The sequence below is a fragment of the Micromonospora sp. NPDC005205 genome (assembly GCF_040608275.1).
GTDB lineage: Bacteria > Actinomycetota > Actinomycetes > Mycobacteriales > Micromonosporaceae > Micromonospora.
In genome coordinates, this window is the sequence record NZ_JBEXHV010000022.1 from 1 (window position 1) to 13708 (window position 13708).

General features: G+C 71.7%; 13 protein-coding genes. 2 read left to right on the forward strand and 11 right to left on the reverse strand.

What is annotated here, in order from left to right; translation table 11 throughout:
- Positions 1-108 precede the first annotated feature (108 nt).
- The 3 genes from ABZU43_RS28485 to ABZU43_RS28495 form a co-directional block, all read right to left on the reverse strand.
- A complete protein-coding gene (locus tag ABZU43_RS28485; protein ID WP_355009516.1) occupies positions 109-1713 on the reverse strand; it encodes an FAD-dependent oxidoreductase in 1605 nt (534 codons plus the stop codon).
- A 229-nt stretch (positions 1714-1942) separates the two neighbouring features.
- Complete coding sequence (locus tag ABZU43_RS28490) at positions 1943-2647, reverse strand: UdgX family uracil-DNA binding protein (protein ID WP_355009517.1); 705 nt, start codon at positions 2645-2647, stop codon at positions 1943-1945.
- A gap of 360 nt (positions 2648-3007) precedes the next feature.
- Entirely contained in the window at positions 3008-4348 is a 1341-nt protein-coding gene (locus ABZU43_RS28495) for an aminotransferase class I/II-fold pyridoxal phosphate-dependent enzyme (protein ID WP_355009518.1), read from the reverse strand.
- Between the two features lie 36 nt (positions 4349-4384).
- Between ABZU43_RS28495 and ABZU43_RS28500 the strand changes: the two genes are divergently transcribed.
- Positions 4385-5629: a bifunctional pyridoxamine 5'-phosphate oxidase family protein/GNAT family N-acetyltransferase gene (locus tag ABZU43_RS28500; RefSeq protein ID WP_355009519.1), complete on the forward strand. Its 1245-nt coding sequence runs from the start codon at positions 4385-4387 to the stop codon at positions 5627-5629.
- Positions 5629-6300: a leucine efflux protein LeuE gene (gene leuE, locus ABZU43_RS28505; RefSeq protein ID WP_355009595.1), complete on the forward strand. Its 672-nt coding sequence runs from the start codon at positions 5629-5631 to the stop codon at positions 6298-6300. The genes ABZU43_RS28500 and leuE overlap by 1 nt, the downstream gene beginning before the upstream one ends.
- Before the next feature lie 438 nt (positions 6301-6738).
- Here the strand turns inward: leuE and ABZU43_RS28510 are convergent, their stop codons facing one another.
- From ABZU43_RS28510 to ABZU43_RS28545, 8 genes are all read right to left on the reverse strand, one after another.
- Positions 6739-7671, reverse strand: a complete 933-nt coding sequence (locus ABZU43_RS28510; protein ID WP_355009520.1) for a sporulation protein — start codon at positions 7669-7671, stop codon at positions 6739-6741.
- 142 nt (positions 7672-7813) lie between these two features.
- On the reverse strand, positions 7814-8878 hold the full coding sequence (locus tag ABZU43_RS28515; RefSeq protein WP_355009521.1) for a hemolysin family protein: 1065 nt from the start codon (positions 8876-8878) through the stop codon (positions 7814-7816).
- Positions 8875-10230 carry a hemolysin family protein gene (locus ABZU43_RS28520; RefSeq protein ID WP_355009522.1) on the reverse strand — a complete coding sequence of 452 codons (1356 nt, stop codon included), beginning with the start codon at positions 10228-10230 and terminating at the stop codon, positions 8875-8877. The genes ABZU43_RS28515 and ABZU43_RS28520 overlap by 4 nt, the downstream gene beginning before the upstream one ends.
- 183 nt (positions 10231-10413) lie before the next feature.
- A complete protein-coding gene (mnhG, locus tag ABZU43_RS28525) occupies positions 10414-10773 on the reverse strand; it encodes a monovalent cation/H(+) antiporter subunit G (RefSeq protein ID WP_355009596.1) in 360 nt (119 codons plus the stop codon).
- On the reverse strand, positions 10773-11036 hold the full coding sequence (locus ABZU43_RS28530; protein ID WP_355009523.1) for a monovalent cation/H+ antiporter complex subunit F: 264 nt from the start codon (positions 11034-11036) through the stop codon (positions 10773-10775). The genes mnhG and ABZU43_RS28530 overlap by 1 nt, the downstream gene beginning before the upstream one ends.
- The gene (locus tag ABZU43_RS28535; protein ID WP_355009524.1) at positions 11033-11644 is read right to left on the reverse strand and encodes a Na+/H+ antiporter subunit E; all 612 of its coding nucleotides are present in this window, start codon (positions 11642-11644) and stop codon (positions 11033-11035) included. Before ABZU43_RS28535 ends, ABZU43_RS28530 begins: the two co-directional genes overlap by 4 nt.
- Positions 11641-13146: a Na+/H+ antiporter subunit D gene (locus ABZU43_RS28540; RefSeq protein ID WP_355009525.1), complete on the reverse strand. Its 1506-nt coding sequence runs from the start codon at positions 13144-13146 to the stop codon at positions 11641-11643. Before ABZU43_RS28540 ends, ABZU43_RS28535 begins: the two co-directional genes overlap by 4 nt.
- Positions 13146-13625 (reverse strand): Na(+)/H(+) antiporter subunit C, encoded by a 480-nt coding sequence (locus tag ABZU43_RS28545; protein ID WP_355009526.1) that lies wholly within the window; start codon positions 13623-13625, stop codon positions 13146-13148. Before ABZU43_RS28545 ends, ABZU43_RS28540 begins: the two co-directional genes overlap by 1 nt.
- Positions 13626-13708: the final 83 nt, after the last annotated feature.

Consider the following 13708-nt stretch of genomic DNA (forward strand, 5'->3'; position numbering starts at 1 on the left):
CTGATCAACAACACATGACACATCTATCGGGACTTCCCCTTGACACATGTCTCGGGACACGACAGTCACCTGCGAACGGAAACTGTCCAAGATCTGGACAGCTCAGGGTCAGCCCGCCATCACCCGCTGGTGCAGTGCGGAGACCGCCGAACGCGCCGCGACGAACGCGCCGTGCTGCCAGGCCACCTCGTGGCTGAGCCAGTCCCCGGCGAAGTAGACCCGCCCGGCCGGCTGGAGCAGCAGGTTGTAGCCGGCCGTGCCGTACCGGGGCGACGTCCAGGCGCCCTCGATGTAGCGGGTCCGGTCCCAGGCGTGGGAGTACGAGGTGACCAGCTCACTGCGGTACTTGTCACCGTGGATCTTCACACCCTGGCTGATCGCGCGCTCGCTGCGCTGCTCCGGCGTGAGCCCGCTGTACGCCCTGGCGTTCGCCCCGGTGTTGTAGTACCCGACCACCAGGCCGCGCTTCCCGTGGAAGCCGTAGGACGGGTACCAGATGTGCGACAGGTCCAGGTCGGTCTCGGTGATGCCGCCGTAGATCCGCTGATCGGTCTCCCACCAGCGGCTGCGGTATTCCAGGCCGATCTTCCCGGAGGCGGTGACCGGAAAATCGGCCAGGGCCGCGGTCACCGCAGTGCCGAGATTGTGCGGCACCCGGGCCATCAGGTGCGGCGGTAGGGCCGCCACGCAGTAGTCGGCGGTGACCTGCGACTGCCGGCCGCCCTGCCGATAGGTCACCTCGACCCGGCTGCCCCGGTCGGTTACCCCGGTGACCTCGGCGTTGAGTCGGATCCGGTGCGGGCCCACCGCGCGGGCCAGGGCTCGGGGGATCTGGTCCATCCCGCCGACCGGCTGGAACATCAGCATGGCCTGGTCGTAGCCGAACTCGAAGGAGAAGTACCGGCCGATGTTGCTGGCGAACACGTCGGCGAGCGCCGGCGGCGCACCGAGCGGACTCCCCACGTCGTTACCCGCACCGGGATACGCGGAGAAGCCGCGACGGTTGGTCCCGGTGTACGCCCAGTCGCTGGTCCGTCCGCCGATCGCGCCGAAGCTCTGCAGGAACGACAGCAGCCGGTCACGGTCCTCGGTGGTGAGCCGGGCGTCCAGCGCGCCCTGGTCGGTGGCCTTGGCGAGCAGCTCCGAGACGTAGCCGTACACGTCGGCCTTGGCGGTGCGGTACCGGACCGGCTCGGTCATCCCGGCGGACTCGTTGTAGATCCAGGCGTCGGCGTTCTGGTTGGTGAAGACCTCGATGGGTACGCCGAGTTCCCGGCAGTAGTCCATCGTGACCATCCACTGTGCGATGCGGCCCGGCCCGGCGTTGAAGTAGACCCCGTCGGAGAAGCCGGCCCGCTGGGTGCGTCCGTCGAGGTCGGTCTCGACGTCGCCGCCCCGAATGGTCAGGTTCCGCCCACCGACGCGGTGCCGCGCCTCCAGGACGGTGCAGTGATAGCCGGCCTTGCCCAACTCGTACGCCGTGGTGAGCCCGGCGATGCCGCCGCCGAGCACGACCACGCTGGCGCCCGACCGCCCGCTGAGAGTGAAGTCGGAAGGTTCCGGCGGCCGGAATGCCGGGGTGACCGAGGCCGCCGCGCTGGGGGCCAGCCCCATGGCGCCCATCGTGGCGAGCATCGCTCCGGCACCACCGCTGATTCCGACCGTACGCAGGAACCCACGCCGGCTGACCATCGACTGCGTCTGATCGCTCATAACGGCCTCCCCTACAAGATCGACTCGCATGAGTCTGCAGAGGATCTGTTTCGCGGTTCACGCATCGCCGTTTCCGGCGGGTATCGCCTCGGCGCGCGACCCGGGCGGCAATTTCCGCCGGCTCGGGCCGGGGCGGCTGCGGTCGCCGGGCATTAGCCGTGGTGGGCCGTCCGTGGGCCGTGGTGAGCCCTGGTCGCCAGCTCGGGCCGCGGTGGGCCCTGGTCGCCGGCTAGGCGGGCAGGGCGCGGGTGACGACGGTCAGGTCGGCGACCAGCCCCTCGTACGCCTTGTCCTGGTCGTCGGCCCGCAGCACTGCGGACGGGTGGATGGTGGCCAGCAGCCGAGCCTGCGGGGCGTCGGCCCGGGTGCCGGCACTGTCCACCGGCACCTGCTCGAAGTCCGCGGGGTGCTGCGCCGACTCCGGCCAGGGCAGCAGCTCGCCCCGCTGCCGGGTGACCCGGAAGGACGGGCCGAGCAGCGCCTTGGCGGCGGTCGCGCCGAGCACCACCACGATCTCCGCACGCAGCCGGGCGAACTCCGCGACCAACCACGGCCGGCAGGCGGTGATGTGCGCCTGGTCCGGGGTCTGGTGGATCCGCCGCTTGCCACGCAACTCGAAGCGAAAGTGCTTGACGGCATTTGTCAGGTAGAGGTGACCCGGGTCCAGCCCGGCGTCGTCGACCGCGCGGCGCAGCAGGCGTCCGGCCGGGCCGACGAAGGGCAGCCCCTTCTGGTCCTCCATGTCGCCGGGCTGCTCGCCGACCAGCACCACCCGGGCGCTCTCGTCACCCCGGCCGAAGACCGTCTGCGAGGCGTCCCGGTACAGCTCGCAGCCCCGGCAGCCGCCCGCGGCGGTGCGCAGGTCGTTGATGGTATCGGCGTCAGGCGGGATGAACCGCTGGGCGCCCGGAGCGCTCCCGGTCTGCTCGGCCATGCCGACTGTTATATACCCGTTCGATGCTCACCGCCGGGTACGCCCCGGCCGCGACGCGTCAGTACCCGTTTCCGCCGCCGTCGCCGCCGGACGCGATCGCGATCAGCACGATGACGATGATGATGATCGCCACCGCAATGGCGATCCAGATCCCCTTACGAGCCCCACCTGAAGCCATGTCCCCCACCTCCGGGCCCCCGCGTACCCGTCCCCGCCGTCCCGAATCCCCGCGATCTTGCACTTTCTGCACAGACCAACGTCCACAGGCCCGACATTTCGCCAACCGAAACTGCAAGATCGCGGGGCGGGGGCGGGGGCGGGGGCGGGGGCGGGCGGGCCGCGCGGGGGCGAGGGCGGGGGTCAGGTGGGGAAGCCCTGGGTGGGGGGTGGGTTTTCGGCTCGGGCCAGGGCGGCAGCGAGGGGGGCCAGGTCGGCGGTGTCCAGGGAACTGACGGTGATGCGCAGGGCCGGCGGGGCGGCGATCCGGTAGAGCGCGCCGGGGGCCACCGCCCAGCCGGCGTCGCGGAGCGCTGTCACAGTGCTGGTCTCGTCCGCGACCGGCAGCCAGACGTTGATGCCGCTGCGACCGTGTGCGGTCAGGCCGCGTTCGGCCAGCGCGGCGAGCAGCCCCTCGCGGCGCTGCTCGTAGCTCTGCGCCGCCCGCTGCACCAACTCGGTGACCGCCGGGTCCCGCCAGAGGGCGAGCACCAGACGTTGCAGGACTGTGGAGACCCAGCCGGCACCGACCCGGGTACGACCGCTCACCCGGGCCACTGTCGTTTCGTCGCCGACCAGCACCGCCAGCCGCAGGTCCGGGCCGAAGGGCTTGCTCACCGAGCGGAGGAAGGCCCAGCTCGCTGTCGCACCGGCGAGCGGGTGCAGGGGTACGAGGGCCAGTTCGGCAGCGTGGTCGTCCTCGATCAACAGCAGGTCCCGTCGGCCGGCGAGTAGCGTCCGCAGCGCCTCGGCGCGATCCGCGGAGACGGCGGCACCGGTCGGATTCTGTGCCCGACTGGTGACGATCAGCGCCCGCGCTCCGGCGGCGAGCGCCGCGGCCACCCCGGCTACCAGCGGCCCTTCGTCGTCCACTGGTACGCCGATCGGGCGCAGGCCCAGCGCGGCGACGAGGTCGAGCAGGTTGGCCCAGCCCGGGTCCTCGACCGCCACCGCGTCGCCGGGGCGCAGGTGGGCGCCGAGCAACCGCTCGATGCCGTCCAGCGCACCGCCGGTCAGGGTCAACTCCCCGGCCGGTACGCCGTCGGCGCCCAGCCGGGCGCGGGCCGTCTCGGCCAGTTCGGGCAGGACCCCGGCATCGGAGTAGCCGACCGACGGGCCGTTCTCGCTGGCGAGCGCCGCCAGGTGCGGGCCCAGCGGGGGCAGCAGACGGGGGTCGGGTTCACCGCGGGACAGGTCCCGGGCGCCGGGCAACGGTGGGGGACGCAGTGCGGAGCGACGGGCGGCCACCGGCGGGCGGGGGCGCACCCGGGTCCCGTGCCGACCAGCGGTGGCGAGCAGGCCGCGCTGGCGTAGCTCCTGGTAGGCGCGGGCGACGGTGGCGGGGCTGACACCCAGCTCGGTGGCGAGCGCCCGCACGGGTGGCAGGGCGGCTCCCGCTGACAGGGCGCCGGTACGGATGCCCGACTCGATGCTGGCCGAAATCTCGACGGCTGTCGTACCGGTGAGCTGATACTGTGCTGACACAAATACGAGATTGTACTAGAACAAAGGGGCGAGCGCATGTATCCACCCACCGCCCGGACCACACCCCACCGCTCCCGCGACAGGATGAGCTACGACCAGGCCGCCGCCCACGCCGTACTCGACGAGGCGTACGACTGCGCGCTCAGCTTCACCGTCGACGGCCAGCCACGGGTGCTGCCCACCCTGCACGTCCGCATCGGCGACACGCTCTACCTGCACGGCTCCACCGGCAGTCGGCCGCTGCTCGCCGCCCGGGGCGACGACGGGTTGCCGGTCTGCGTCGCGGTGACGATTCTCGACGGGCTGGTCTACGCCCGCTCCCAGTTCCACCACAGCGCCAACTACCGCTCGGTCGTCGCGCACGGCACCGCCCGACTGGTCACCGACGAGCGGGAAAAGCTCGCCATGCTCACCGCGCTGGTCGAGAAGGTCGGCGCGGGACGCAGCACCGCCACTCGTCCGCCCAGCCGTCGCGAATTGGCCGAAACCGCCGTACTGGCGCTGCCACTGCGCGAGGTGTCCGTCCGGGCCCGCACCGGCGGGGTCCGCGAGGACGAGGCCGACCTGGACCTGCCGCACTGGGCCGGCGTGCTGCCGCTGCGACTGACCGCCGGGGCACCCGAGCCGGACGCCGGAGTCACCGCGCCGCTGCCGGCGTACCTGCGGACGCCCCGCACGCCGTGGCACGACCCGGTGCCGCTGCACGGCGAGCACGTTCGGCTGGAGCAGCTGGACCTGACCCACACCGACGAGTTGCACGCCGCCACCACGGACCCTGAAGTGTGGCGACACCTCAACGTCGCGCCGCCCTCCGCGCCCGCCGAAACCGCCGAGGTGATCGGCACCGCCCTGGCCGCCCAGCACCGGGGCGAGCGGGTGGCCTGGGTGCAGCGGTGCGCGGCGACCGGGGCGGTGGTGGGCAGCACGTCCTACTACGAGATCGACCCGGAGCGGCGGGCGGTGGCGATCGGGTACACCTTCCTCGGCCGACCCTGGTGGCGTACCGGGATCAACACCGAGGCGAAGCTGCTGCTGCTCGGCCGGGCCTTCGACGACCTGGGCGCGGTACGGGTCACCTGGCACACCGACATCCGCAACGGTCGCTCCCAGGCGGCCATCGAACGGCTCGGGGCGACCCGGGAAGGGGTGCTGCGGATGCACCGACAACGCCTGGACGGCTCCTGGCGGGACACCGTGCAGTACGCGATGACCGTCGACGAGTGGCCGAACGCACAGGCCAGGCTGCGGGAAAGACTTCTGCGGACGGCACCGGTGGCGTGATGATGGCGGGCGTGCTGGGGATCACCGACATCTGGACGTACGTGCTGGGCACCGTGGCCATCATCCTGCTGCCCGGGCCGAACTCACTCTTCGTGCTCTCCACCGCCGCCAAACGAGGCGTCGCGGTCGGCTACCGGGCCGCCGCGGGCGTGTTCGTCGGCGACGGGGTGCTGATGTTCCTCTCCGCCGCCGGGGTGGCGTCGCTGCTCAAGGCGTACCCGCCGCTGTTCCTGGTGATCAAGTACGCAGGTGCCGCGTACCTCGGTTATGTCGGAGTGACCATGCTGCTCGGCGCCGTGCGGCGCTGGCGCGACCGCAACGACCCGAGCACGCCGCGGCTCATCGACGCCGCGGAGCCGGCGGCGATGCGCAGCCCGTTCCGGAAGGCGCTGGTGATCAGCCTGCTGAACCCGAAGGCGATCCTGTTCTTCATCTCGTTCTTCATCCAGTTCGTCGACCCCGGTTACGCGTGGCCGGCGCTGTCGTTCCTGCTGCTCGGGCTGATCGCGCAGGTGACCAGCGTGCTCTACCTGACCGCGTTGATCTTCGCGGGCACCTTCCTGGCCGCCCAGTTCCGCCAACGCCGCCGCCTGGCGGCCGGCGGCACCACCGCCGTGGCAGCCCTGTTCCTGGCCTTCAGCCTCAAGCTGGCCACCGCCACCGCCGGCTGACCCGCGCCTCGCCGCCCCCGCTCCCGCCCGCCCGCTCGCGCGGCCGGCTGCCCGGCTGCCCGGCTGCCCGGCTGCCCGGCTGCCCGCGATCTTGCACTTTCGGTTGGCGAAATGCGCGCTGTTGACTGATTTGTCGGCACCGAAAGTGCAAGATCGCGGAGGTTAGCGACGTCGCGTCCTCCGCACGCGTCGATCTTGGAGTTGTGGTGCCTCATGAAAGGCGCGAAACGGGATGTTCATCCCACCACGACTCCATGATCGACGGGGCCGTAGGGCAGCGCGGGGTCGGCGGCGAGGGCGGCGCGGGGCGGGCAGCGCGAAGGGGCGAGGCAGGGCGGGGCGGGCAGCGCGAAGGGGCGAGGCAGGGCGGGGCGGGCAGCGCGAAGGGGCGGGGCGGGCAGCGCGGGCAGCGCGAAGGGGCGGGGCGAGTGCGGCGGGTCAGGTGCCGTCGCCGCCGCCGGAGCCACCGCCTCCTATGCCGGCGCCGCCGGCTGTGCCGCCGAGGCCGTAACCCGGTTTGATCGGCTCGTCGGGGTGGCGGCTGACGTGGGCTGATCCCGCGATCTGCGCGGACCAGTCGGCGTGCGCGGCAGCGGCGGCGTGTCGGTTGATCGCCTGGCGGATCCAGCCGTCCACAGTGGCGACCCAGTCCCGCCGGTCGGCGCCCTCGTGCCAGATCCGGAACCGGCTGATGCTCTGGTGGGTGATGCCGGCCAGCGCCAGCCGGCGGTCCATCCAGAGGATCGCCTCCAGGCCCGCCGAGTTGGTCACGAAGATCACTTCCAGCTCGGTGATCGGGCCGGCGTAGAGCGGTCCGACCCAGTAGCCCCAGCGCTGGTGCAACGGCAGGTTGTGTTCCACCCCTGGCAGCCCGCCCTCCTGCAACCCGGACTGGCGGATCATGAAGCCGAGGGTGTCCAGCGCCGCCAGCACGTGCTGCTGGGTGGGGATCGGGTGCACGAAGACCGGCACCATGGCCCCCTGGTCGAGATCGGGGTCGAGGGACACCTCGGTCCGCAAACCCATCCGCAGGCTCAGCAGCGGCACCCCACCGAAGGTGGTCACCGGGGTCTCCCACGGCAGCGGGAACGCGAAGTCGACAGCCCGCCGCCGACCGGCCGGTACGACGAACCGGCCGGCGATCGGCACGTCGAAGAACTGCATGAGACGCCGGGGCGCGGACGGGTCGTCCGGCTCGACGGTGGTGACCAGGCCGAGTCGGATGTGCCGCACCAGCACGTTGTCCGGGCCGGCAGCGAGGGTCACCCGTCCGGGCAGGCGCAGGCCCGGTCGGGTACTCGGGTTGGGCAGCGTTGTCTGCACGGAGAGCCCGGTCCCACCGGACTCCGGGGACACTCCCGTCAGCCGCACCGCACGCCCCCTCCCGGGACGGGGCCGTGCCGGCCCCACCCGGCGCGCCTACCCGGTCGGGGTGACCTCAAGCTTGCCGCGCCGACCTGGCCACGCCTCCTCGACCCGGCCGCGCCTCCTCGACCCGGCCGGGTCGTAGGGGTCAGCGCAACCGCCGCCCTCGGGGCACCGTGTCGGTCTCGTCGTCGAACTCCCCGATGACCTCCTCCAGGAGGTCCTCCAGGGCCACGAAACCGATCGGCCGGGCCGGGCCACCGCCGTTGCGGACCAGCGCGAGTTGTGACTGTCGAGCCCGCATCGCCGCCACCGCCTCGGTGACCGAGGACGTCGCGGGCAGTGTGAACGCGGGGGTCATCAGCTCCCCGGCGGTGGCGACCCGGCCGGTGGTGACCACCCGTACCGCCTCCCGGACGTGCACGAGCCCGCACACGTCGCCCGCCTCGTCGAGCACCGCGAGCCGGGATCGGCCGCTGTCCCGGCTGACCTCCTCGATCCGCTCGGCCGGGTCGTCGCGGCGGACGGTGACCATGGTGGCGAACGGTTCCATCACCTGCGCCACCGACGTGCCCTGCAACTCCAGCATGCTGGTCAGCAGTTGGTGCTGCTCAGCACCGAGCAGCCCGTGCTCCCGGGACTGCTCCAGCAGCATCCGCAGCTCGTCCGGGCCGTGCACCTGGGCGAGCTGGTCCTGCTGATTGACGCCGAACAGCCGCAGGATCGCGTTGGCCAGGGCGTTCAGCGCGGAGAGCACCGGCCGGGAAACCCGGGCGAAGGCGCGGAACGGCAACGCGAGCAGCGTCGCCGAGCGCTCCGCGTCGGTGATCGCCCACGACTTCGGTGCCATCTCCCCCACCACCAGGTGCAGAAAGGTCACCACCCCGAGGGCGAAGACCAGGGCGATCAGGTGACTGGCAGCGTCCGGCAGGCCCACCGCGTGCAGCAGGGGGCTGAGCAGGTGCTCGATCGCCGGCTCGGCCAGCGCGCCGAGACCCAGGGTGCACAGCGTGATGCCGAGCTGCGCGCCGGCCAGCATCAGCGACAGCTCGCGGACGCCATCCAACGCGGCCCGTGCCGCTCGGCCACCGTTTGCCGCCGCCTGTTCCAGGCGGTAGCGCTTGCTGGCCACCAGGGCGAACTCGGCGGCCACGAAGAACCCGTTCAGCGCCAGCAGGATCACCGAACTGAACAGTGCGATCCCGGGGCTCATGCGGTCACCTCGGGTTTGGTCAACTGCAACCGCACCGAGTCGGCCACGTGCCGGTCCACGGCCAGCACCTCGACCAGCGCCCGGGGCTCCGCCTCGTTGACCTCGCCGTCCGCGCCCTCGGGTTGCAGGCTGATCTCCAATCGGTCACCGACCTCGGGCACCCGGCCCAGCTCCCGCATCACCAACCCGGACAGGGTGTCGTACTCGGGGGCCTCGGGCAGGGCGATGCCGGTGCTGTCGGCGACCTCGTCGATCCGCCAGCGGGCCGGCACCACCCAGGATCCGTCGTCCTGCCGGGCGGGTGCCCGGTCCGGTGGGTCGTCCTCGTCGCGGATCGGGCCGACCAGTTCCTCGGCGATGTCCTCGAGCGTGATGACGCCGGCGAAGCCGCCGTACTCGTCGACCACGCACGCCATCTGCCGGTGCCCGGACCGCAGGCGGTCGAGCACTGTGGGCAGGGGCAACGTCTCCGGTACGAGCAGCGGCGGCCCGGCCACCGCGCTCACCGGGGTGGTGGCCCGCTCCGCCGGGGGTACGCCGAGCACGTCGGCGATACCGACGATGCCGAGCACGTCGTCGACGCCCTCCGCACCGCGTACCGGGAAGCGGGAGTGGCCGGTGTCCAGCAGCTCGACCACCCGGCTCACCGGCTCGTGCGCCCGGACGGTGTGCACGTCGACGCGGGGCACCATGGCCTCGCCGGCGGTCAGCTCGCGGAAGTCCAGACCTCGGTCGAGCAGCGTGGACATCTCGGCGTCGAGGCTGCCCTCCTCGCGGGACTCGGCGATGATCTGCTCCAGGTCCGCCGGGGTGGCGCCGCTGGGCAGTTCCTCGATCGGTTCGATGCCGAGGCGGCGCAGCAGCCGGACCGAGGCCCGGTCGAAGAGCCGGATCAGCGGTCCGGCGACGGCCAGGTAGACGAGGGTGGAGCGGCTCAGCGCCCGCGCCAACTGCTCGGCCCGCGCGATGGCCAGGTTCTTCGGGGCCAGCTCACCGAGGACCATCTGCACGATGGTGGCGATGACCAGGGCCAACGCCACCGACAGCGGAAGGCTGACCGCCTCGCTGACGCCGGCCACGCCGAGCAGGTCGGCCAGCCCGCCGCCCAGGTACGGCTCGGCGACGTAACCAACCAGCAGGGCGGTGACGGTGATGCCGAGTTGGGCACCGGAGAGCATGAAGGAGAGCCGACTGGTGACGGTCAGGGCCCGGGCGGCGGCCGGATCGCCATCGTCGGCGAGCTGGCGCAGCTTGCCCCTGTCCACGGCGACGTAGCCGAACTCCTGCGCCACGAAGTAGCCGGTGGCGGCAGTAAGAACAATGATCAGAAGGAGACCAACGACGATCAACACGGGTTGCTCAGGGCTCCCGGGGTCGTCGGTACGGGGATATGCCGGGCACGACCCGGCTGGCTACTGCTGCCCTCCTGGGCAGAAGAGTCGATCATGCCGCTATTTTATCGGCGTCGGCTGGGACTCCGCTGGGGGTGGGCCGAAGGAGCGGATCGTCCGGTTCACCGGGCCGCCCGGGGCCGTTCACGCCGGGCCCGCCGATCCACCACCTGATCCGCGTTCGGCCAGCTCATCGGCGTCGAGCAGGCTCCGGTCAAGCCGCCCCGACCGGTACGCGGCCCGCCCGATCATCTGCGCCGCGACCGGCGCGGTGGACAACTGGAAGACCGCCACCAGCAGGATCATGCCCAGGTCCGCCGGGGACCGCAGCCGCAACGCGATGCCCAGCAGCAACAGGAGCACCCCGAGCACCTGTGGTTTGGTGGCCGCGTGCATCCGGGACAGCGCGTCCGGGAACCGCAGTACGCCGATCCCGGCGGCCAGGGCGAGCAGCGCGCCGGCCACCAGACAACCGGCGCCGAGCCAGTCCGCGATCGTCGCGATCACTGCTGCTCCCGGACGGCGAAGCGGACCAGCGACACCGAGCCCACGAAGCCGAGCAGGGAGAGCACCACCAGCACGGGCAGCGTGGTGGCGTGCCGGTTGACCGCCGCCTCGGCGCCCACCCCGGCGACCATCGTGGCGAGCAGCATGTCCGCGGCGATCACCCGGTCGACCAGCGACGGGCCACGGTAGAGGCGGGCCAGCGCGAGGAGCGCGGTGACCGACAGCAGTGCGGTGAGGACGACGGCCAGGAAGGTGGTCACGGGCGGGTTCCCTTCTCGGGTGAGGTGACGTCGAGTCGGCGCAGTTCGCTGGTGGAGCCGATCGCGCGGACGATTCGCCGCTCGACGGTGAGCGTGCGGGCCCGGGCCACGTCCAGGTCCCTGGGACCGTGGGTGTCCAGGACGTGCAGGTAGAGAGTTCCGGAGTCCCGGTCCACCTCGAGAATCAACGTGCCCGGCACCAACGAGACCGCCTCGGCGGTGAGCGCCAGGTTCAGGTCGGTGGCCACCCGCAACCGGACCCCGATGATCGCCCCGCGCGGTCGGTAGCCGGGCTGCACGGCGATCCGGGCGATGTGCAGGCTCGCGCTGACCAGCTCGACGGCGAACCGGCCCGCGAACTCCAGCAGCGCCCACGGTCGCAACCGGCCACCGAAGCTGACCGCCGGCAGCGGGTAGAACACCAGCACGGCCGCACCCACCAACAGGCCACCGATCAGGTTGGCCCAGTTGACGTCACCCCAGAGCAGGATCCAGACCACCACCAGCCACCCGAGCGCCACCGCCTGGTCCCGCCAGCGCCCGAGCCGCCCTCGCCCCACCACGGCGGACCCGGGGGTGTCGGGAGCCGGCTCCGGGGGGCCGGTCACGGCACACCGCCCGGCAGCACGGCACGGACGTACGGGGTGCGCAGCCGCAGGTCCGAAGCCGCGTCGGTGGTGACGTCGAAGAGCGGACCGGCCAGCACTGTCAACGCCAGCCCGAGGGCGACCAGGGCCACTGTGGCGCCCACCATCAGCTTCGGCAGCTGGATCCCCGGCTCGCTGGTGGCCAGCCGGGGCGCGCGCCAGAAGGCGATGTTCCACACCCGGGACGCCACGTACAGGGTGAGCAGGCTGGTCAGCGTGCCGGCCGCGACCAGCACGCCGGGCAGCGGCCCGCCGGCGGCCACCCCGGCCTGGAGCAGGCCGAGCTTGCCGAGGAAGCCGGAGAACGGTGGTACGCCGGCGAGATTCATGGCCGGGATGAAGAAGAGCACACCCAGCAGCGGCGCCACCCGGGCCAACCCGCCGATACGACGCAGGTCGGTGCTGCCGGCACGCTCCTCGACCAGGCCGGCGACGAGGAACAGCGTGGTCTGGATGGTGATGTGGTGCACCACGTAGAAGATCGCGCCGGAGAGGCCGGCCACGGTACTCAACGCCACCCCGAAGATCATGTAGCCGATGTGACTGACCAGGGTGAACGAGAACAGTCGCTTCAGGTCGGACTGGGCCACCGCGCCGAGGATGCCGATCACCATGGTCAGCCCGGCGACGACCATGAGCAGGATGTGGGCACGCCCACCCGGAAACAGCAACGTCTCGGTGCGGATGATCGCGTAGACGCCCACCTTGGTGAGCAAGCCCGCGAAGACGGCCGTGACCGGAGCCGGTGCGGTGGGGTAGCTGTCCGGCAGCCAGGCCGACAGCGGGAAGACCGCCGCCTTGATCGCGAAGGCCAGTAGCAACATCAGCTCCAGGGCCAGTCGGACACCGCCGGGCAGGTCGTCGAGACGCTGGGCGAGCTGGGCAAGATTGAGTGTGCCGGTGGCCGCGTACACCAGACCCACCGACATCAGAAAGATCATCGAGGAGAGGATGCTGACCACCACGTACGTCGACCCGGTCCGGATCCGGGTCTCCGTGCCCCCCAGAGTGATCAGCACGAAGCTGGCGGCCAGCAGGATCTCGAACCCGACGAAGAGGTTGAACAGGTCACCGGCCAGGAACGCGTTCGTGACACCCGCCGTGAGCACCAGGTACGTCGGGTGGAAGATCGACACCGGGGAGCTCTCAATCGTCTCGCTGCCGCCCTGGCCGACCGAGTACAGCAACACGCACAGCGTCACCGCCGACGAGACCACGACCATCAGCGCGGCCAGCTGATCGGCCACCAGGACGATGCCGACCGGCGCCGGCCACCCCCCGACCGCCACCACCACCGGCCCGTGCCGGTACGCCTGCACCAGCAGCACCACAGCCACCGTGAGCGTGCCGCTCAGACACAGCACGCTGATCGTTCGCTGGATTCGGGGCTTCCCGGCCAGCAGCAGGGTCAGCGCCGCACCGAGCAGCGGCACCACCACCGGCAGCGGCACCAGGGCGCGCATCACGACTCGTCCCCGCGTCGTAGCCGTCGGCGGGCCGGCTCGGGATCGACCTGTTCCGGGTCTCCGTTCGGGCCCTCGCCACCGTGATCGACAGTACCCACCTCGTTGCGTCCGGCCCGGCGGATGATCTGCCTGTCCTCCAGGTCGTCGGGCACCTCGTCGTCCCCGGACAGATACCAACTGCGGTACGCCACAGCGAGCAGGAACGCGGTGAACCCGAAGGTGATCACGATGGAGGTCAGGACCATCGCCTGCGGCAGCGGGTCGCTCATCCGCTCCACCGGGCCCGTGCCGACGATCGGCGCCGCACCCGACCGCCCGCCCAACAGGATCAACAGGTTCACCCCGTTGCCGAGCATGATCACCCCGAGCAGGATCCGGGTCAGGCTGCGCTCCAACAGCAGGATCACCCCGCACCCGACCAGCACCGCGACGGCCAGCACCAGCACCAACGTCGGCCCCGCACCGCTCCTCGTCACCGCGCCACCCCTGTTCGCGACTGCGGGGCTCGCAAACCCGGCTCACTCCTCGCGCTCACCGTGCCACCCCTGTTCGCGACTGC